This is a genomic window from Arthrobacter sp. NPDC058288 (assembly GCF_042880995.1).
Classification (GTDB): domain Bacteria; phylum Actinomycetota; class Actinomycetes; order Actinomycetales; family Micrococcaceae; genus Arthrobacter.
This window is the reverse complement of the sequence record NZ_JBHVYH010000001.1, coordinates 488,267-506,031: the sequence shown is the minus strand read 5'-3', so window position 1 is coordinate 506,031 and position 17,765 is coordinate 488,267. Positions and strand designations below refer to the sequence as shown.

At 66.8% G+C, this 17,765-nt stretch carries 19 protein-coding genes; 11 read left to right on the top strand and 8 right to left on the bottom strand.

What is annotated here, in order from left to right:
* Positions 1-20: 20 nt before the first annotated feature.
* The 8 genes from ACFVWT_RS02330 (at position 21) to asd (ending at position 8,314) form a co-directional block, all read left to right on the top strand.
* Positions 21-2,270 (top strand): RNA degradosome polyphosphate kinase, encoded by a 2,250-nt coding sequence (locus ACFVWT_RS02330; protein ID WP_390244890.1) that lies wholly within the window; start codon positions 21-23, stop codon positions 2,268-2,270.
* A gap of 64 nt (positions 2,271-2,334) precedes the next feature.
* Positions 2,335-3,285, top strand: coding sequence for an NUDIX domain-containing protein (locus ACFVWT_RS02325; protein WP_390247043.1), 951 nt, complete (start codon positions 2,335-2,337; stop codon positions 3,283-3,285).
* A gap of 133 nt (positions 3,286-3,418) precedes the next feature.
* Positions 3,419-5,044 carry a hypothetical protein gene (locus tag ACFVWT_RS02320; RefSeq protein WP_390244889.1) on the top strand — a complete coding sequence of 542 codons (1,626 nt, stop codon included), beginning with the start codon at positions 3,419-3,421 and terminating at the stop codon, positions 5,042-5,044.
* Positions 5,041-5,430, top strand: a complete 390-nt coding sequence (locus ACFVWT_RS02315) for a GntR family transcriptional regulator (RefSeq protein ID WP_390244887.1) — start codon at positions 5,041-5,043, stop codon at positions 5,428-5,430. The genes ACFVWT_RS02320 and ACFVWT_RS02315 overlap by 4 nt, the downstream gene beginning before the upstream one ends.
* A gap of 9 nt (positions 5,431-5,439) precedes the next feature.
* Positions 5,440-6,243 carry a thymidylate synthase gene (locus ACFVWT_RS02310; protein WP_011692849.1) on the top strand — a complete coding sequence of 268 codons (804 nt, stop codon included), beginning with the start codon at positions 5,440-5,442 and terminating at the stop codon, positions 6,241-6,243.
* Positions 6,240-6,824, top strand: a complete 585-nt coding sequence (locus tag ACFVWT_RS02305) for a dihydrofolate reductase (RefSeq protein WP_390244884.1) — start codon at positions 6,240-6,242, stop codon at positions 6,822-6,824. The genes ACFVWT_RS02310 and ACFVWT_RS02305 overlap by 4 nt, the downstream gene beginning before the upstream one ends.
* 4 nt (positions 6,825-6,828) lie before the next feature.
* Complete coding sequence (locus tag ACFVWT_RS02300) at positions 6,829-7,047, top strand: NF038396 family protein (protein WP_104171996.1); 219 nt, start codon at positions 6,829-6,831, stop codon at positions 7,045-7,047.
* A gap of 136 nt (positions 7,048-7,183) precedes the next feature.
* Positions 7,184-8,314 carry an aspartate-semialdehyde dehydrogenase gene (gene asd / locus ACFVWT_RS02295; protein ID WP_390244882.1) on the top strand — a complete coding sequence of 377 codons (1,131 nt, stop codon included), beginning with the start codon at positions 7,184-7,186 and terminating at the stop codon, positions 8,312-8,314.
* Here the strand turns inward: asd and ACFVWT_RS02290 are convergent.
* A complete protein-coding gene (locus ACFVWT_RS02290) occupies positions 8,311-9,414 on the bottom strand; it encodes a winged helix DNA-binding domain-containing protein (RefSeq protein ID WP_390244880.1) in 1,104 nt (367 codons plus the stop codon). The genes asd and ACFVWT_RS02290 overlap by 4 nt on opposite strands.
* Before the next feature lie 112 nt (positions 9,415-9,526).
* Between ACFVWT_RS02290 and ACFVWT_RS02285 the strand changes: the two genes are divergently transcribed.
* On the top strand, positions 9,527-10,018 hold the full coding sequence (locus ACFVWT_RS02285) for a hypothetical protein (protein ID WP_390244878.1): 492 nt from the start codon (positions 9,527-9,529) through the stop codon (positions 10,016-10,018).
* 27 nt (positions 10,019-10,045) lie between these two features.
* Here the strand turns inward: ACFVWT_RS02285 and ACFVWT_RS02280 are convergent, their stop codons facing one another.
* The 4 genes from ACFVWT_RS02280 to ACFVWT_RS02265 are packed head-to-tail and all read right to left on the bottom strand — an operon-like array spanning position 10,046 to position 13,368.
* On the bottom strand, positions 10,046-11,113 hold the full coding sequence (locus ACFVWT_RS02280; RefSeq protein ID WP_390244876.1) for a UDP-N-acetylmuramate dehydrogenase: 1,068 nt from the start codon (positions 11,111-11,113) through the stop codon (positions 10,046-10,048).
* Between the two features lie 35 nt (positions 11,114-11,148).
* The gene (locus tag ACFVWT_RS02275; protein WP_390244874.1) at positions 11,149-12,429 is read right to left on the bottom strand and encodes an MFS transporter; all 1,281 of its coding nucleotides are present in this window, start codon (positions 12,427-12,429) and stop codon (positions 11,149-11,151) included.
* 13 nt (positions 12,430-12,442) lie between these two features.
* Positions 12,443-12,895, bottom strand: coding sequence for a MaoC family dehydratase (locus ACFVWT_RS02270; RefSeq protein ID WP_245199052.1), 453 nt, complete (start codon positions 12,893-12,895; stop codon positions 12,443-12,445).
* Between the two features lie 2 nt (positions 12,896-12,897).
* On the bottom strand, positions 12,898-13,368 hold the full coding sequence (locus ACFVWT_RS02265) for a MaoC family dehydratase N-terminal domain-containing protein (RefSeq protein WP_390244872.1): 471 nt from the start codon (positions 13,366-13,368) through the stop codon (positions 12,898-12,900).
* A gap of 199 nt (positions 13,369-13,567) precedes the next feature.
* On the opposite strand from ACFVWT_RS02265, the gene ACFVWT_RS02260 reads away from it, so the two are divergent.
* Both ACFVWT_RS02260 and ACFVWT_RS02255 read left to right on the top strand, forming a co-directional pair.
* Positions 13,568-13,945 carry an ArsR/SmtB family transcription factor gene (locus tag ACFVWT_RS02260; RefSeq protein ID WP_390244870.1) on the top strand — a complete coding sequence of 126 codons (378 nt, stop codon included), beginning with the start codon at positions 13,568-13,570 and terminating at the stop codon, positions 13,943-13,945.
* A gap of 5 nt (positions 13,946-13,950) precedes the next feature.
* Complete coding sequence (locus ACFVWT_RS02255) at positions 13,951-15,600, top strand: SulP family inorganic anion transporter (RefSeq protein WP_390244868.1); 1,650 nt, start codon at positions 13,951-13,953, stop codon at positions 15,598-15,600.
* Here ACFVWT_RS02255 and ACFVWT_RS02250 read toward each other — a convergent pair.
* From ACFVWT_RS02250 to ACFVWT_RS02240, 3 genes are read right to left on the bottom strand one after another with little or no spacing between them, the layout of a single operon-like run.
* Positions 15,590-15,814, bottom strand: a complete 225-nt coding sequence (locus ACFVWT_RS02250; protein ID WP_390244866.1) for a DUF3188 domain-containing protein — start codon at positions 15,812-15,814, stop codon at positions 15,590-15,592. The genes ACFVWT_RS02255 and ACFVWT_RS02250 overlap by 11 nt on opposite strands.
* Before the next feature lie 21 nt (positions 15,815-15,835).
* Positions 15,836-16,798, bottom strand: coding sequence for a DUF2797 domain-containing protein (locus tag ACFVWT_RS02245; RefSeq protein ID WP_390244864.1), 963 nt, complete (start codon positions 16,796-16,798; stop codon positions 15,836-15,838).
* Positions 16,799-16,830: 32 nt separating this feature from the next.
* The gene (locus tag ACFVWT_RS02240; protein ID WP_390244862.1) at positions 16,831-17,700 is read right to left on the bottom strand and encodes an HpcH/HpaI aldolase/citrate lyase family protein; all 870 of its coding nucleotides are present in this window, start codon (positions 17,698-17,700) and stop codon (positions 16,831-16,833) included.
* Positions 17,701-17,765: the final 65 nt, after the last annotated feature.

The window sequence follows — 17,765 nt, the reverse complement described above, 5'->3', positions numbered from 1 at the left end:
CGCCAGCAAAAGGAGTGACCATGCAACCGGAATCAGCCGGAATCGCCACGTCTGAGGCCAAGGTGCTTCCGGTGCGCGCCCGCTTCGGGTCCTCCGAGGTCCCGGCTTCCCGTGCCACGCAGGACCGGATCGACATCCCCGAGTTCGCGCCCAATCTTGAGCCCGAAGGAGACATCAGCCCGGACCGGTTCCTGGACCGTGAACTGAGCTGGCTGGCTTTCAACGCCCGGGTGCTGGAACTTGCCGAGGACCCCACCCTCCACCTGCTGGAGCGTGTCAGCTTCCTGTCCATCTTTGCCTCCAACCTGGACGAATTCTTCATGGTCCGCGTAGCCGGGCTGAAGCGCCGGATCGCCACCGGGCTGGCCGTCCCGTCGCCGGCAGGCCTGAGCCCCATGCAGGTACTGGACCAGATCGGCGAAGCTGCCCACCGCCTCGCGCAGCGCCACGCCCGGGTCTATGCCGAGCAGATCCGGCCGGCCCTGGCGTATGAGCACATCCACCTCATGCACTGGGATGAGCTTGACGACCAGGCCAAGGACCAGCTCAGCGCGATGTTCGCGGAAAAGGTCTTCCCCATCCTGACACCTCTGGCTGTGGATCCCGCCCACCCGTTCCCCTACATTTCGGGGCTGTCGCTCAACCTGGCCGTGGTGGTCCGCAACCCCGTCAGCGACAAGGAACTGTTCGCCCGCGTCAAGGTTCCGGACCAGCTGCCCCGCCTCATATCAATCGACGGCCCGCGCGCCGGATCGGTCCCCGGCCGGGTGGCCCGGTTCATCGCCCTGGAAGAAGTCATCGCCGTCCACCTGGACCAGCTCTTCGCCGGCATGGAGGTCCTGGAGCACCACACGTTCCGCGTCACCCGCAACGAGGACGTTGAGGTGGAAGAGGACGACGCCGAGAACCTGCTGCAGGCGCTCGAAAAGGAACTGCTGCGCCGCCGGTTCGGCCCGCCGGTGCGGCTCGAAGTCACCAACGACATCAACCCGAACATCCGCGCGCTCCTGATCCGCGAACTGGGCGTCGAGGAGTCCGAGGTCTACTCCGTACCCGCACCCTTGGACCTTCGCGGCCTGTCCGTCATTGCGGCGATCGACCGCGCGGACCTGCACTACCCCAAGCACGTCCCGCACACCTCGCGGTACCTGAACGAATCGGAGACGTCGAAGGCAGCCAACGTGTTCGCGGCCATGCGCCGGCGGGACATCCTGCTGCACCACCCGTACGATTCGTTCTCCACCTCCGTCCAGGCCTTCCTGGAACAGGCCGCGGCGGATCCGAAAGTACAGGCCATCAAGCAGACTCTGTACCGCACTTCGGGGGACTCCCCCATCGTCGATGCCCTCATTGACGCGGCGGAGGCAGGCAAGCAGGTGCTCGCCCTGGTGGAAATCAAGGCCCGGTTCGATGAACAGGCCAACATCTCCTGGGCAAGGAAACTGGAACAGGCCGGTGTGCATGTTGTGTACGGCATCGTGGGCCTGAAGACCCACTGCAAGCTCTCCCTCGTGGTCCGCCAGGAAGTTGACGGGCTGCGGCGCTACTGCCACATCGGCACCGGCAACTACCACCCGCGCACGGCCCGCTACTACGAGGACCTCGGGCTGCTGACAGCCAACGAGCAGGTGGGTGAGGACCTTTCCAGGCTCTTCAACCAGCTCTCCGGCTACGCTCCGAAATCCACTTTCAAGAGGCTTCTGGTGGCGCCCCGCTCAGTGCGTTCCGGGCTCATTGACCGCATCGAGAAGGAAATCCGCAACGCCAAGGCAGGCATTTCGGCCAGGGTGCAGATCAAGGTCAACTCCATGGTGGACGAGGCAATCATCGACTCGCTCTACCGTGCCTCGCAGGCCGGCGTAAACGTGGATGTGATCGTCCGCGGCATCTGTTCGCTGCGCCCCGGCATCCCCGGGCTCAGCGAAAACATCACGGTGCGTTCCGTGCTGGGACGTTTCCTGGAGCACTCGCGCGTGTTTGCCTTTGCCAACGGCGGGGACCCCGTGGTCTATATCGGCTCCGCAGACATGATGCACCGCAACCTTGACCGGCGGGTGGAAGCACTGGTCCAGCTGACCAGCGGCGACGACACGTCCTATGTGCTGGACATGCTCCGCCGCTACATGGACCCGGAAACGTCCAGCTGGCACCTGGACAGCCAGGGCGAATGGACCAGGCACCACATCAGTGACGACGGCAAGCCCCTGGAGGACGTCCAGTCCTGGCTGCTCGCTTCGCGTTCCCGCCAGCGCCCAACGATTAGGCGGTAGGACCCTGGCCTCGAAGAGTGATGCGAAAAGCGACGCCAACAATGAGTCGGCGAACGATTCGCTTATCGCGGACCAGACAGACCATCCCGGGGAACCGGTCGCGGTCACCGCTGCGGGCGCCCTGCCGTGGCGCGTCAACAAGGACAAGCTTGAAGTCCTGCTGATCCACCGTCCAAGCTATGACGACTGGTCGTGGCCCAAAGGAAAGATCGACGCCGGCGAGACCGTTCCGGAGTGCGCCGTCCGTGAGATCGAAGAGGAGATCGGGCTCAAGGCCACCCTGGGCATCCCCCTTCCTCCGATCCACTACCATGTGTCCGCCGGCCTGAAGGTAGTCCATTACTGGGCCGTGGACGTGGACGGCGCCACCCTGCGTCCGGACGGCAAGGAAGTGGACAGCGTGATGTGGTGTTCACCGGAAAAGGCCGCCACCCTGCTGAGCAACCCCGGTGACATCGCGCCCCTTGAGCATCTGGTGGCAGCCCACGCACGCAAGGAGTTGGACACATGGCCGTTGCTGGTGGTCCGCCATGCCAAAGCCAAGCCCCGCTCCTCCTGGACCAAGGCGGAAGGGGACCGTCCGCTCGCGGCCACAGGATTGCGGCAGGCCCAGGCTGTCCGCCGGCTGCTGCACGTGTGGAAGCCGCTTCGCGTGCACTCGAGCCCGTGGCAGCGCTGCGTGGCCACCATAGCGCCGTACGCGAAGTCCGCCGATGCGAAGGTAAAACTGCATGACGCGCTGACGGAACACCGCCATGCCCGGAGTCCGAAGAAGACCGCAGCCGTTGTGGAAGCTCTCTTCGACAAGCAACGCGCGATCGCCTTGTGCACCCACCGGCCAGCCCTGCCCACGGTGATCTCGCAGCTGGGTGAGCACATGAACGGCCGGCTCCGCGCCCTGCTGCCCTCCTCCGACCCCTACCTGGCGCCGGGCGAGATCATCGTGTGCCACGTGGCCCGCGGCAGCAACCACAAGATTGTCGCCGTGGAACAGTTCCGGCCTTTCGACGACTAAAACGGACGGCCGGCCCGGCCTCCCTAAAGTGCAGGCAACCCACCGGCTTGACCCGGACCTCTTTGTATCAAATACTCAGTACATTGATGCAAAATCTGGGGGGATTATGCCGGTCCAATTCGAACTACCGCCAATGCTGCTGCTGGGACCGCTGGTCGCCGCCGTCGTTCTCTACCTCATCCTGAGGTGGGTGGTGTGGGAACCCAGGATGGGCGCCTCACCCGAAACCGTTTCGCAGCACGCGCTCTGGGTGGGCGTCATTGGCTGGATGGCAAGCTCCCTCCAGGGGGCCGCAAACATCGGGATCATCCCCGCAGGCAGGACCAACACCCCTGCCCTCGGTCCCTTCCTCGTCACTCCGGACACCATCATCCCGGCACTGGCCTGGCCCATCCTGGGCACTATCGGGGTCCACGCGCTGGGCCAGGTCAGCTATCCGCGGCCGCGGCGCCCCCGCCGCAAGGCCAGCCTCCATGTCCGGAAAATCAGCGATTTCCTGCCTCGGCCGCTGGCCTGGACAACGCTGGCCATTTTCACGGGCGCAGCCGCGTTCATCGCATGGACCGCCACGCTCCCGGCATACGAACCGCTGCCGTACGGGTCGGTCCGGGAGGATCCGCAGGGCTATCGGACCTTCGGCGGGGACGGGCGCATCCCCGGGATTGAGCTGGCCGGCTGGCTGGGAGGCGCGCTGGTTATCCTGGCTGCGGGCACCTGGCTGGTGCTCCTGCTGATCGGCCGTCGCCGGCAACTCGAGCAGCTATCGGACCAGGACAACTCGCTGCTTCGGACCATCGCTATGAACAGGCTCCTGCGGACAGTCGCCACGGTGGCGTCAGGCCTCGCCGTCATCGCCGGTAACTATGTGGCCCGGCCGGATCCGGCTGCGGGCAGCACGTCGTGGACTAATTTTGCCGCCTTTGCGGGCATGGCGGTTCTGCTGGCCATGCTGGTCTGGGCGCCGCCGAAACTGACGGGACCCGCAACAGCGGCCGCCCTCCGGGATTCTAAGCACGGCCCCCTCGATGCCGGGCCGCACCCGGCGACCAGACTCGTGGTTTCCATCGGTGCCGGCCTCGGCGTCGCCGCAGCCCTGCCGGTGCTCGTGGGAGTGTTCCTGGTTCCGGCGATCGTTGCCGCGGGCCCTGCTGGTCCGGCGCTTTTCGTAACGCTGGTGGCGGGGCTGGTCCTTCTGGTCCTCGCGGCCGGCGAGCTCCTGCTGCAGCGAAACTACACGACTCCCGATGAACCGCGGACCTGGCCGCAGCAGCCGGTGGGGCCAGCGCTGCTCACCACGCTCATCCTCGCGCTGCTGGCCTTCGTCACAATTCTCGTGGTCTCAGCCGCCGGGAACTCTGTGATTGGCAGGGACGGCGGGTGGGTCCCTGCCGCCGTCTTCAGCGCCGCCGGGGTGGTGCTGGCGCTTCCGGCTTTCCTGGCAGCCCGCCTCCGGCACGGCATACCGGCCGATCCCGCCGGGCTCGACGCTGCGCTGCGTGCCATCACCCTGCATCGTATGGCCCGGACGCTTTCGGCCATGTTCATGGCACAGGCAGCGATGGTGCTGCTGATGAACAGCCAGGCCTGGGCCGCTGTCTTCGGGGTGGCGTTCCTGCCGTCCATCCCGTGGTGGCCTGCGTCCCTTGCAGGCTCGCTCCTGGCCTGCGCGGCGATAGTCACGGCCCTGGTGCCGGTGCGGACCTTCGCAGGCTCCCGTTCCCGGTCCGCTCCCCTGCCCCGCAGGGACCCCGTCACATGACGGCGGGGATCGCAGTTGACCTGCGGTCGGCCGTGCCGCCCTATGAGCAGATCCGAACCCAGATCTCCTCGTTGATCGCCGTTGGCTCGCTGGCCGCCGGAACCCGCCTGCCTACTGTCCGCAGCCTCGCGGCGGACCTGGGCATCGCAGCCGGGACGGTGGCACGCGCCTACAAGGAACTCGAGCAGGCGGGCCTGATTGAAACACGGCGGCGCAACGGGACCGTCGTCGTCGGCATGCCCGACTCCGTCCGCCCGGCGGGCGGCTCCGTGCCCGCGGACCTGGCTGCCGCCGTCGACCGTTACATCGCTGAAGGCCGCGCCGCGGGCCTGGACGACGGCACGCTCCAGGACATACTGCGCCTCCGGCTTGGCCATCCTCAGTAGACTGGGACCGTGAGCATTCCAACGCCCTATGAAGACCTCCTGCGTGACGTCCTTGCCAACGGCACGCACAAATCTGACCGCACCGGCACCGGCACGCTCAGCGTGTTCGGGCGGCAGATGCGCTTTGACCTCAGCCAAAGCTTTCCGCTGATCACCACCAAGCGCGTTCATTTCAAGTCGGTGGCAGTTGAACTTCTATGGTTCCTGCGCGGCGAAACCAATGTGAAGTGGATGCAGGACCAGGGCGTCACCATCTGGAACGAATGGGCCGATGCCGACGGCGAACTGGGTCCCGTGTACGGTGTGCAGTGGCGCAGCTGGCCAACGCCCGACGGCGGCCACATCGACCAGATCGCGGAGCTGGTGGAGAACCTCAAGTCCAACCCGGACTCGCGCCGGCACATCGTCTCCGCCTGGAACGTGGCCGAGCTCCAGGACATGGCCCTGCCGCCGTGCCACGCGTTCTTCCAGTTCTATGTTGCGGACGGCAAACTGTCCTGCCAGCTATACCAGCGTTCGGCGGACACCTTCCTGGGCGTCCCGTTCAACATCGCCTCCTATGCGCTGCTGACATGCATGCTGGCCCAGCAGGTGGGCCTGGAGCCGGGCGAGTTCGTCTGGACCGGCGGCGACGTGCACATTTACGACAACCACATGGACCAGGTACTCAAGCAGCTGAAGCGGGAGCCGTACGAATACCCGCAGCTGAAGATCCTCCGCAAGCCGGACTCCATTTTTGACTACACGCTGGACGACTTTGAAGTGGTCGGCTACCAGCACCACCCTACGATTAAGGCGCCGATCGCAGTATGAGCACCGACAACGCCATGGATCCCCTGGCCTTCACTGAAAAAATCGCCGACGCCACCACCGGGGTGGGGCTCGTCTGGGCCCAGACCACGGCGGGCGTTATCGGCAAGGACGGCGACATGCCGTGGCACCTGCCCGAGGACATGAAGCACTTCACCCGGCTCACCACCGGGCACCCGGTGATCATGGGGCGCAAAACCTGGCTTTCCTTCCCGGACAAGTACCGTCCGCTGCCCGGGCGCACCAACATTGTGGTGACGCGCCAGGAAGGCTGGGGAGACACTCCCGAGGGTCAGGGCGCCATCGCGGTCAAGTCGCTCGACGACGCCCTGCTGGAATCACAGTTCGCCCCCGGCCACGAAACCGTGTGGGTGCTGGGCGGCGGGGAAATCTTCGCGCAGACCCTGGACATCGCCGACGTCGCGGTGGTGACATTCATCGATTCAGAGACCGACGGCGACACCTACGCACCCGAGCTCGGCTACGAGTGGAAGCTGGCCGTAAGCGAGCCGGCCACCGGCTGGCTGACGTCCGCCACGGGAACCCGGTACCGGTTCACCATGTGGCGCCGGACGGAGGCCTAGGAGCATGCTGAAGAAGCCGGAAACCCTTTTTGTCCTGGGCTACATGCTCCTCCCGCTGCTGGCACTCCTCTCCGCGATCGTGGGACTGACCATGATCCTGGGCGGCAACAAGATCGCCGGCGCGATCGTGCTGGTGGTGGTCACGCAGGCGTTTGCCTTCGGCGCCGTCTACGCGCTGCGCCTCCGCAAGGCGGCAGTGCTCGAACAGCACGACGCCGAGTAGCGGCTTGGGCGGTTCGTTCCCTTAGCCTGGGCCTCCTACTTCAAAAAGGGCAAGGCAGCGCCCCTCCGCAGGCAGTGCATTCCATGCGTGACGTAACCGACTGCGCCGTGCCGGTTCCGAAGTCTAAACTGGTCGAATGACTACAGCAGCTACCCCCTCCGTCGGCCTGGTCGGATGGCGCGGCATGGTCGGCTCCGTCCTGATGCAGCGCATGCAGGACGAAGGCGACTTCGCCAGCATCAACCCGGTGTTCTTCTCCACCTCCAACGCCGGAGGTGCCGCGCCTTCGTTTGCAGAAGGCGCCGGCAAGCTCGAGGACGCGTTCGACGTCGACACCCTGGCCAAGCTGCCGATTATCGTCACTGCCCAGGGCGGCGACTACACCAAGCAGGTCCATGGCGAGCTGCGCAGCCGCGGCTGGGACGGACTCTGGATCGACGCCGCCTCAACCTTACGCATGAACGACGACTCGATCATCGTGCTGGACCCCATCAACCGCGACGTCATCGACAAGGGCCTGGCCAACGGCACCAAGGACTTCATCGGCGGCAACTGCACCGTGTCCTGCATGCTGATGGGCCTCGGCGGCCTCTTCAAGAACGGCCTCGTCGAGTGGGGCACCTCCATGACCTACCAGGCTGCCTCCGGCGGCGGTGCCCGCCACATGCGCGAGCTGCTCAGCCAGTTCGGCACCCTCAACGCCGAGGTCAGCTCGGAACTGGATGACCCGGCGTCGGCCATCCTGGAAATCGACCGCAAGGTCCTGGCACACCAGCGCACCGACATCGACGCGACCCAGTTCGGCGTCCCGCTGGCCGGCTCCCTGATCCCCTGGATCGACGCGGACCTGGGCAACGGCCAGTCCAAGGAAGAGTGGAAGGCGGGCGTGGAGACCAACAAGATCCTTGGCACCGCTGGCGAGAACCACGTCATCATGGACGGCCTGTGCATCAGGATTGGCGCCATGCGTTCGCACTCCCAGGCGCTGACGCTGAAGCTCCGCGAAGACCTGTCCGTCGCCGAGATCGAGAAGCTCCTGGCCGAGGACAACGAGTGGGCCAAGGTCATTCCGAACACGAAGGAAGACTCCATGGCGAGCCTTACCCCCGTGGCCGCCTCCGGCACCCTGGACATCCCGGTGGGCCGCATCCGCAAGATGGAGATGGGCCCGGAATACATCAGCGCGTTCACCGTGGGTGACCAGCTCCTGTGGGGAGCAGCCGAGCCGCTGCGACGCATGCTCAACATCGCCACCGGCACGCTCTAGCCGAGGAATTTCAGGTATCTCGCGGCCTGCAGCTCAAATGACTTTTGGGCTGCAGGCCGCAGTCCGTTAACCGTGTCGAACGGTACAGGTACGACGGCGGCCGAGCGGCCGGTGCCTTCCCGCGCCCAGGTGCCCACCACTTCACCGCCGGCCACGATTGTCTTCTTGAACATCCCGTTGCCACCAGGAACCACCTTCTGGGCGTGCTCGGGCGGAAGCACCAGAGACCGGTCGGTGTATCCCAGCAGGAACTCATCGAAGCCCGGCAGGGCCAACACGGAGCGCTGGCCGGGGACGCCCTCGTCGAGCAGTGCCGCGGTGGCCGGCGACATCCAGTAGCTGGCTCCCTCAAACTCCAGCTCAACGAGCTGGTCCTTCACCAGGGCAAGCGCACTCCTCACCTCCGTCACTGGCGTACTGGACCACCACGCGAAGTCACGTTCCGTCGCAGGGCCGTGGCTGAGCATGTACCGCAGCACCAGTTCCGCGATCCCTTCGGCGCGGTCCAGCTCACGGGATTTCGGAATCCATTCGTCGAACGCCTTGATGAGCTGCTGGTTCCCCGTCGGCGGCCCCTGCACCAGCCAGGCCCGCTGGCACAAAACCCCCAGCAGGTGGATACCGCGCTGGCCCGCCGTGGACTGGCCCGCGGCTTCAAAAGCCTCAAAGAGCTGCCGGCGCGTAGCTGCGCCTCCGCCCGAGACGAGCTTCAAGGCCGCCTCGCGGGCCGCGTCCACGTCGCGGGCATCGATCTCAAGTTCCCGGTGGCGGCCGCCCATTCCCCGGAGCAGGCGGTCGGCCGTGATGTCCAGAATCCAGCGCAGGTCCTCCGGAGCCAGCAGGTGAAGCGTCCCGCGCATGGGCCACGAGCGGACCACCAGCCCTTCATCCAAGGCAGACCGGACGGTGTCAATGCCGGCGTTACGGACCCTCAGCCCAACGGCCCAGAGTGCCGCCTGCAGGTCCTGGGCCTGCATGGCGGTCATCCACCGCACGGCGTCCTGTGGAGAATCGAACGCCGGCGCCAGCAGCCCCTGCGAGGCGAGGCGCAACCGTCCGATGACCTGCCGGGTGACCCGGATCCGTGAGCCTGTTCCCATACCCCCATCGTAGGTCGCACCGCCATCCGGGTCGGCAGTCCCGGGCAGTTTGCACGGGCAGTGCACGGCAGGCTCCCAGCCGGTTTACAGCCGGGGTCCCTACGCTGGTTGGATGACCGTCGGAGAGCTCTGGCCGCACCTGCGGCCCCTGTGCCGGGCCCTTGCCCTGCTGGGCTGGGCCACAAGTGCTGCCGGAATGGCCGCAGGACTCTCCATCGCGGTGGCCGGCGGCACGAGCCTGTCCCCCACCATGGAGGCCCTGCAGTCCTTTTCGGCCGTCAGCATGGTGTTGGCTGTCATCAGTTTCATTGCAGCCTCCCTGCTGCAGCCCCGGCGCCGCGGCTGGCGTGGCATTGACCATGACGCCAGCGGTGCTGCCCAGGATCCGGGCGGCGAGATGCCGCCCACCGTCAGAGCCTTCCTGCTGGCGGCCTTCGCGCTGCTGGCGGGGGCCGCGGTGTTCGCCTGTGCCGGACTGGTCCTCCGCAACGGCCCCAGCGCCCAGTCCGTGGCCTTTTGCCAGGTCTTCCTGCTGGGGGCGGCGGCTTCAGGTTTCAGCTTCATGCTGTTCAGCAAGGTCACCCCGCGGCAGCGCCGGAACTAGCCGGAGCATGCCGGGTCATCGGAGCGGCTAGAGCTCGACGCCGATCAGCAGCGGCTCCGGGTGCAGTTCAATGCCGAAGCGCTCGACGACGCCGCGCCTCACCTCGCGCGCCACGGCCACCATGTCTGCCGCACTCGCTGCGCCCCGGTTGGTGATGGCCAGCGTGTGCTTGGTGGACAGCGACGCCCGTCCGCCGGAGACACTCCCGTCCTCCAGCCCGTAGCCCTTGCCGAAGCCGGCATGGTCGATCAGCCAGGCGGCGGACAGCTTGACGAGGCCGTCCGCCCCGGCCGGGTAGCGGGGAGCCGCTTCGGGGAGTCTCCCTGCCGCCTCTGCGGAGACGATCGGGTTCGTGAAGAAGGATCCCGTGGAAAAAGTGTCACGGTCCTCCGGGTCCAGGACCATGCCCTTGGAGGCACGGAGCCGCAGGACCTCACGGCGGACGTCGTTGGAGTAGGCCCTTTCCCCGGGCTCGACGCCCAGGGACTTCGCCAGCTCGGCATAACGGATGGGCGCACTCATCCGGCCCAGCGGCAGCTGGAACTCGACCGTGAGCACAACATAGCGCGGAGACCCCTGGACTGTTGCCTGCTTGAGGATCGAATCCCGGTAGCCGAACTTCAGCTCGGAATTGGTAAAAGTGCGGACAGCATTCTTTTCCCGGTCCCAGGTCCGGACAGCGGCAATGGTCTGGGAGACGTCCGATCCGTAGGCGCCCACGTTCTGCACCGGCGTGGCACCGGTGGACCCGGGAATGCCGGACAACGCTTCGATGCCGGACCAGGCGTGGAGCACGGCGTGCTGCACCAGGGCATCCCAGTTGTGCCCCGCCTGGACCACCACGGACACTCCGCCGCAGGAATCCTCGGAGTTGACTGTGAATCCCTCAGAGGCGATCCGGAGCACGGTGCCGGGGTATCCGTCGTCGGAAATCAGCAGGTTGGACCCGCCCGCGATGATCAGCAGCTTCTCACCGGCGGCGTCCGCTGAGCGGACGGCGTCAATGATTTCCGCTTCCGTGCGGGCCTCGATGTAGTTGCCGGCGGGACCGCCGACGGCGGCAGTGGTCAGGTCCGAAAGCAAAGTCTGGGTCACCTGTCCAGCCTATCGGTCATTGGCATCGGAGCGGATCAGGAGAGCTTCCGGGCTACCGGGGACAGCAGGAAACTGACCACGAGCATCACCATCACGGCAAGGAGGGAGTGGAGGATGCCGACATGTTCGGCCAGCAGCCCCAGCAGCGGCGGACCGCACAGGAACGCACCATATCCGATGGTGGACACCACGGACACACGGGCGGCCGCCTTGACCGGATCGTCGGCCGCGGCGGACATGCCAACCGGGAATCCCAGCGAAGCGCCCAGGCCCCAGACGGCCAGCGCCACGAACGCCAGCCACGGCATCGGGGCGAACACGAACAGCCCCAGGCCGGCCACTGCCAGCGCGGCGCACCAGCGCATCACAGGGACCCTGCCAAAACGGTCCAGGACCAGCGTTCCGGCAAAGCGGCCAATGGTCATGAAGGTGACGAAGAGGCCGTAGCCCGCTGCTCCGGCGGCGTCGGTCTGGCCGTGGCCGTCGGCAAGGGCCAGTGCCACCCAGTCGCCTGCCGCACCTTCGGCGAGGGCAAGGCCAAGCACCAGCACGCCCAGCAGCAGCGTGCGCTTGTCACGCCAGGCCTGGGCGATCTGGCGCTTGTTGTCCAGCGGCTGTTCCGGAACCGCGTCCGTCTGCCGGACAATCGGAATGGGCCCCGTGGACGGGTCCTCGAATGTGTCCGTACCGGACGCCTTGAACGGTCGTTCCCCGTGCACTGGCGTGATGTCGGCACGGAACCAGGAAGCAGCGGTTGCCACCGAGCCGGCCACCACGAGCCCTCCCGCCGCAAGATGCCAGAACACGGGGATGCCGGCCCCGGCTGCCCAGGCACCCAGCCCGGCTCCTGCCACCGTTCCCAGGCTGAAGGACCCGTGCAGCCGGGGCATGATGTGCCGGCGCACGGCGCGTTCCACCGCGGCGCCTTCAACGTTGGACGCCGTGTTCCAGCTGGCCGTGCCGAGCCCGATGACCGCCAGGCCGGCGGCAACCGCCACCGGGCTCGCCAGCACCGAGGTGCCGAATCCGGCCAGGAGCAGCCCGGCGCCCACCATGATGCTGCCGATCCGGATGGTCCGCTTGGAACCCAGCCGGAGGACGATCAGCCCCGAAGCGGAGACGGACAGAAAAGAGCCGGCCGTCATGCAGAGCAGGAGAAGTCCTACCGTGCCTGGGGTCAGGTCAAGCCCGTCCCTGATGGCCGGGAGCCGCGACACCCACGTGGAGAAGGCTAGTCCGCTTGCCCCGTAGGCCACCACCACGGCGTTGCGCCAGTGCGTGATCTCGGCAGACGGTCTGAAGACGTCCTTGGTCACGGGAGCATCGTGGTCAGGCAAGCCTGACGACAGCCTGGGCCTTCACCAGGACCTTCTGGCCGGCGGAGACCACGGTGAGGTCCACGCGGGCGGTGCCGGCCTCGGCGTCGAGAGCGCCAATGGCGCCGCTGACCTCGATAACGGCCCCGGGCTCGTCGGTGCCGGTAGTGTCGGCGACCAGGACCGGTTTGGTGAACCGGGTCTGGAAATCCACGACGGCGGCCGGATCGCCCGCCCAGTCGGTCACCAGCTGGACTGCGGCGCCCATCGTGAACATGCCGTGGGCAATGACGCCGGGCAGGCCGACACCGGTGGCGAACGCCTCGTTCCAGTGGATCGGGTTGAAGTCGCCGGATGCACCGGCATATTTCACCAAGTCCTGGCGGGTGACGGTGATGCTGCGGCTGCCGAGGTCCTGGCCGACGGCAAGCTCAGAAAAAACGGGGGCAATGGATGCAGTGCTCATGGTTACTGTCCCTCTCCGCGGACCAGGATGGACGAGGTGGTGGTGGAGACGCTCTCGCGGGAGGCGTCGGCGCCGTCGCCGGTCAGGGCGAAGATTTCCGAGCGTGTGGTGATCATTGCGCCGCCGCCCATGGCGCGGACGCCGTCCACGTGCAGTTCCGCCACGAGCCGGTCACCGGCGAAGATGGGCCGGTGGTGGACAAAGCGCTGGTCCGCGTGGACCACGCGGGAGAAGTCAATGCCGGACTCCGGATCCTCGATCAGCTGGGCATCGGCGCGCTGGGCAATGATGATGGCGAAGGTGGGGGGCGCCACGAGGTCGCTGTGGCCCAGGGCCCGGGCTGCTTCCAGGTCGAAGTGCGCGGGATGGGTGGCCTTGACCGCCCTGGCGAACTCGCGGATCTTCTCGCGGCCAACGTCGTACACCTCTGCGGCAGGGTAGCTACGGCCCTGCAGATCCGGATTGATAGTCATGGCCTCAAGCCTATCGCTCCCCCGCCGTCAGGCCAGCGGCCGGTTACGAAGAGGAAGGCAGCGCGGTTCACGGCCTGTTGCGAAGCAGGGGTCTGGCGGGATACCCCGGGCAGCGGTATGATGAATTCATCATTCCATCAATTCGCGTGGCATCCTCACATCCGGACTGCTGCGTGAACCAGGCGACAGCAGGTCTCCAATGCTTACCGCGGCACAGGCTCCTTTGTACGAAATCAAGGCCAACCTCTTCAAGGCCCTTGCCCACCCGGCCCGCATCAGGATCCTCGAACTGCTTGCAGCGGCCCCCGACTCAACAGCGCCGGTCAGCTTCCTCCTGGCCGAAACCGGGCTGGAGGCTTCCCATCTCTCCCAGCACCTGGCAACACTGCGCCGGCACAGGGTGGTGACCTCGGTCCGGTCCGCGAACGCCGTGACCTACCGCCTGGCGCACCCCAAAATCGCAGAGCTCCTCGCTATTGCCCGGACGTTCCTGCTGGATACCCTGGCGGATTCCAACGAGCAGCTCCGCCTGGCGCAGGAACTGCCGGTCGCCCATCTCTCCGGCCCGTCCTCGTGAGCCGGATGCGGACTCTGCGGGCATTCCTGCCCTCCCGCCGCGACTACGACGGACTCCGGTCCTCGTGGAAGACGGACCTCACCGCCGGCATCACGGTGGGCATCGTTGCGCTCCCCCTTGCATTGGCGTTCGGCGTCAGCTCCGGCGTGGGGGCCGAAGCCGGACTGATCACCGCAGTGGTCGCCGGCCTGGTGGCGGCCGTCATGGGCGGGTCCAACGTCCAGGTGTCCGGCCCCACCGGTGCCATGGTGGTGGTCCTCGCCCCGGTGGTGGCCAGCCACGGTGCCGGCAGCATCCCTGTTCTTTCGCTGATGGCAGGGCTCATTGTCTGCGCGCTCGGCATCAGCGGGCTGGGCCGCGCCGTTGCTTTCATCCCCTGGCCGGTGGTGGAAGGATTCACCCTCGGCATTGCCGCCATCATCTTCCTCCAGCAGGTGCCGCTGGCCACCGGAACAGCGGGCATCCCGGGCCACAACACCCTCGTTGCGGCGATCGAAGCCGCCTCGGGGGCCGCATTTCCCACCGTCATCCAGACCCTGGCCGTGGTGGCTGCGGTCGCGGCCATCATGTTTGTGGTGCCAAAAGTTCATAAGTCGCTGCCTGCCAGCCTGACCGCCGTGCTGCTGGTCACCATCGCCGCGGAACTGCTTCGCCTCGACATCCCCCGGATCGGCGCGTTGCCGCATTCGCTGCCCGCCCCTGCCGTGCCGTCGATCGACCCCGCAGCTCTTGGGGACCTCATGATGCCGGCACTATCCATCGCTGCGCTGGCGGCGATTGAATCGCTGCTCTCCGCACGGGTGGCGGGCGGAATGGTGGGGCCGGACGGCAGGCCAGGCGGCCGTTACAGCCCGGACCGCGAACTGGCCGGACAGGGACTGGCGTCCATCGCAGCCGGCCTGTTCGGCGGAATGCCTGCAACCGGCGCCATCGCACGCTCGGCCGTCAACGTCCGGTCCGGAGCGAAGACACGGCTGGCAGCCGTGGTCCACGCCCTGGTGCTGTTGGCCATCATCTACCTCGCCGCCGGGATGGTGGGGCGGATTCCGCTGGCCGTGCTGGGCGGAGTCCTGATGGTCACGGCCACGCGGATGGTCTCGACCCAGACGGTCAGTGCCATTCTCCGTTCCACACGTTCTGATGCGGCAGTCTTCATCCTCACGGCCCTGATCACCGTGGCCTTCGACCTGATCATCGCCATCCAGATCGGCCTGGCCGCCGCTGCCCTGCTGACGCTGCGGAAGTTTGCCTCACTAAGCGGTGTCCGCCGGGAGGACCTTACGGGTGCACCTTCCGAGGGGGACTCGCACATCGCCATCTTCAGGCTTGACGGCGCCATGTTTTTCGGGGCGGCGGAACGGATCCTGCAGGAAATCAGCGACGTAAAGGACATCCAGGTGGCCATCATCCGCTTGTCCCAGGTGCGCATGCTCGACGCCACGGGCGCCCACGCCCTGGTGGAAGTCATCTCGGCGCTGGAACTCCGCGGAATCACCGTCCTGCTGAAGGGGGTCCAGCCGGAGCACCTGGAACTCGTGACGAACGTGGGTGTGATCCGTTCCCTCCGGCACCACAAGCACCTGTTCAGCACACTGCCGGCGGCCGTGGAGCACGCCCGGAGCCACGTCCTGCGGAACGCCGCTGCTAGCGCTTGAGGTTCTTCCGGATCTGCTGGCCGCGCACCATGATCCCCACGACGTGCAGGACCAGGCCACCGCCGATCACCGGCAATGAAGCGACGGCGAGGCCCTGGTTGCCGGAGGTGTTGCCCACCAAGTTGAGGACAATCCCGGCTGCGATCAGGCCCATGGCGCTGAAAACGAGCACCTTGTAGGAGGTGGATGCGGTGGCCCAGAATTCGTTCAGCACCGTCCCATTCTATGTGCCGGCTCAGAACAACGATTCCTGCACGGCCGGAACATCCGAGGAGTGGTGGTCTCCGAGTTCCACGCTCCGGGCCTTCAGCTGCCCGAGGTTCACCACGAACTCCAGCTCGGTGCCTTCCAGGGCCGCCACGGCGACGCTGCCGCTCAGCGCGGCAATCCGGAATCCGTGCGCTCCGGCGCGCAGGCTGTGCGGGTACTCATACCTCGCCGCCGGCCTGCACGCGCTGTCTGCCAGGCCCGGCCGGACCCACTGTTCGTCCACCACCTCGAACCCCTCACCACCGGCGCGCACCAGCACTCCGCGTGCTTCACCGGCCAGGCGCCGGTTCAGCGCATCAAGTTCGACGGCGGGCGCCGGAGCCGCCAGGGCGGCGGCCTTGGCGGCCGACCGTACCTGCTGCGGGAGCCCGGCGTCGCGGGTCAGCATGTCTTCCAGGATCCGGACCACCCTGCCGTCGTCCGCGCGCGCCACATACCTCGCCACCACCGCCCCCTGCTCGGCCAGCCGGTTCCATTTGCGCAGGTTCGACGCGGTACCTACCTTGCTGGCACCGTTGGCGAACGTTGCCACATACAGCCAGTGCTGCTGCATCAGGTAGGCGCGAAGCCCCGGCGGGACACCTCCCCCGCGATGGAAATCGTGGATAAGCCGGGAATCATCGACCACGAAGCAGCGCTCGCACTGGTTGCCTCTAACGGCCAGGGCATTGGCCGGGCAGAGGACGTGGTCGCGGTCAGCAGGGCCGTGCACCTTGTGATGGCCCAGGCAGAACTTGCCCTCGGCGGCGAGCCGGAAACCCAGCCGGCTGCCGGCGTCGAGCTTGAGCTCACGGAAGCCGCCGGAAGGGTCCTGCAGGCGCATGACAGGAGTGCCGCCGTCGCGCTCCCCTGACCCGGGACTGCCCGGTGAAACGGGCGGCGCGCCATCCCAAAAGACCCCGTGGACCAGATAGCGGGTATCGGTCACGGGGTCTCCTTTTGGCTGGGGCTGCGGCGGCGCTAGATTGCCGGCTGCACCCCAAAGGCTACCGCGAGCTTCATGATCTTCTCGGCGCGTCCCAGGCGGGGCAGGTCGGAGCCGTCGCGGATGACGCGGCCGTTGGCTTCGAAGTCGGCCATGAAGTCCGTGGCCCAGGCGACGTCCGACGGCGTGGGGCTGATGACCTCGTTGATGACGTTGGTCTGGTCGATGGCCAGGCAGAGCTTGCCGGTCATGCCCATCATCACGGTGATGCCGGTCTGCTCGCGCAGGATGGGGTGGTTGGTCCCCACCGTGGGGCCGTCGATGGGGCCGGGGAGGTTGCCCACGCGGCTGGCAACAACCAGCTTGGCCCGCGGGTACGCCATCGCCTCGGGCGTGGCCGCCATGCCGGTGTCGCGGCGGAAGTCGCCGGAACCGAAAGCGAGGCGGAAGGCGCCCTGTGCCTTGGCGATGTTGTTGGCTTCCTCGATGCCGACGGCGGATTCCACCAGCGGAATCACGGGGGTCTTGCCGTCCATGCGGTGGTAGCTTTCGGTGACCTGGTCCGCGGACTCGGTCTTGGCCAGCATGACGCCGAGCAGGCCCGGGGTACCGCGCAGGCCGGCGAGGTCAGCGGCCCAGAACGGGCTGGTGGCGTCATTGATCCGGACCCAGGCCTGGCCGCCGGCGGTCAGCCAGTTGACGACGTTCTCGCGGGCCGCATCCTTCTGCGAGGGGTCCACTGCATCTTCGATATCAAGAATGATCGAATCCGCGCGCGACACGGCCGAGACGTCAAAAAGCTCAGGCTTCATTGCGTTCACCAAAAGCCACGAACGGGCAATTTCAGCGGGGATGTTTCGTTCGGGCCGCACGGTGTCGACGGCGGCGGAGGTAGAGGTGGTCATACTCCTACCGTATCCGGCCGGAGCCCTCCAACGCTAAGTAACAGCCGCCCGCCTCGGAACAATAC

Coding starts and splice junctions, on each gene's coding strand:
- ACFVWT_RS02330 (WP_390244890.1), top strand. CDS start 21: ATGCAACCGGAATCAGCCGGAATCGCCACGTCTGAGGCCAAGGTGCTT.
- ACFVWT_RS02320 (WP_390244889.1), top strand. CDS start 3,419: ATGCTGCTGCTGGGACCGCTGGTCGCCGCCGTCGTTCTCTACCTCATC.
- ACFVWT_RS02315 (WP_390244887.1), top strand. CDS start 5,041: ATGACGGCGGGGATCGCAGTTGACCTGCGGTCGGCCGTGCCGCCCTAT.
- ACFVWT_RS02305 (WP_390244884.1), top strand. CDS start 6,240: ATGAGCACCGACAACGCCATGGATCCCCTGGCCTTCACTGAAAAAATC.
- ACFVWT_RS02300 (WP_104171996.1), top strand. CDS start 6,829: ATGCTGAAGAAGCCGGAAACCCTTTTTGTCCTGGGCTACATGCTCCTC.
- asd (WP_390244882.1), top strand. CDS start 7,184: ATGACTACAGCAGCTACCCCCTCCGTCGGCCTGGTCGGATGGCGCGGC.
- ACFVWT_RS02290 (WP_390244880.1), bottom strand. CDS start 9,414: ATGGGAACAGGCTCACGGATCCGGGTCACCCGGCAGGTCATCGGACGG.
- ACFVWT_RS02285 (WP_390244878.1), top strand. CDS start 9,527: ATGACCGTCGGAGAGCTCTGGCCGCACCTGCGGCCCCTGTGCCGGGCC.
- ACFVWT_RS02270 (WP_245199052.1), bottom strand. CDS start 12,895: ATGAGCACTGCATCCATTGCCCCCGTTTTTTCTGAGCTTGCCGTCGGC.
- ACFVWT_RS02265 (WP_390244872.1), bottom strand. CDS start 13,368: ATGACTATCAATCCGGATCTGCAGGGCCGTAGCTACCCTGCCGCAGAG.
- ACFVWT_RS02260 (WP_390244870.1), top strand. CDS start 13,568: ATGCTTACCGCGGCACAGGCTCCTTTGTACGAAATCAAGGCCAACCTC.
- ACFVWT_RS02255 (WP_390244868.1), top strand. CDS start 13,951: ATGCGGACTCTGCGGGCATTCCTGCCCTCCCGCCGCGACTACGACGGA.
- ACFVWT_RS02240 (WP_390244862.1), bottom strand. CDS start 17,700: ATGACCACCTCTACCTCCGCCGCCGTCGACACCGTGCGGCCCGAACGA.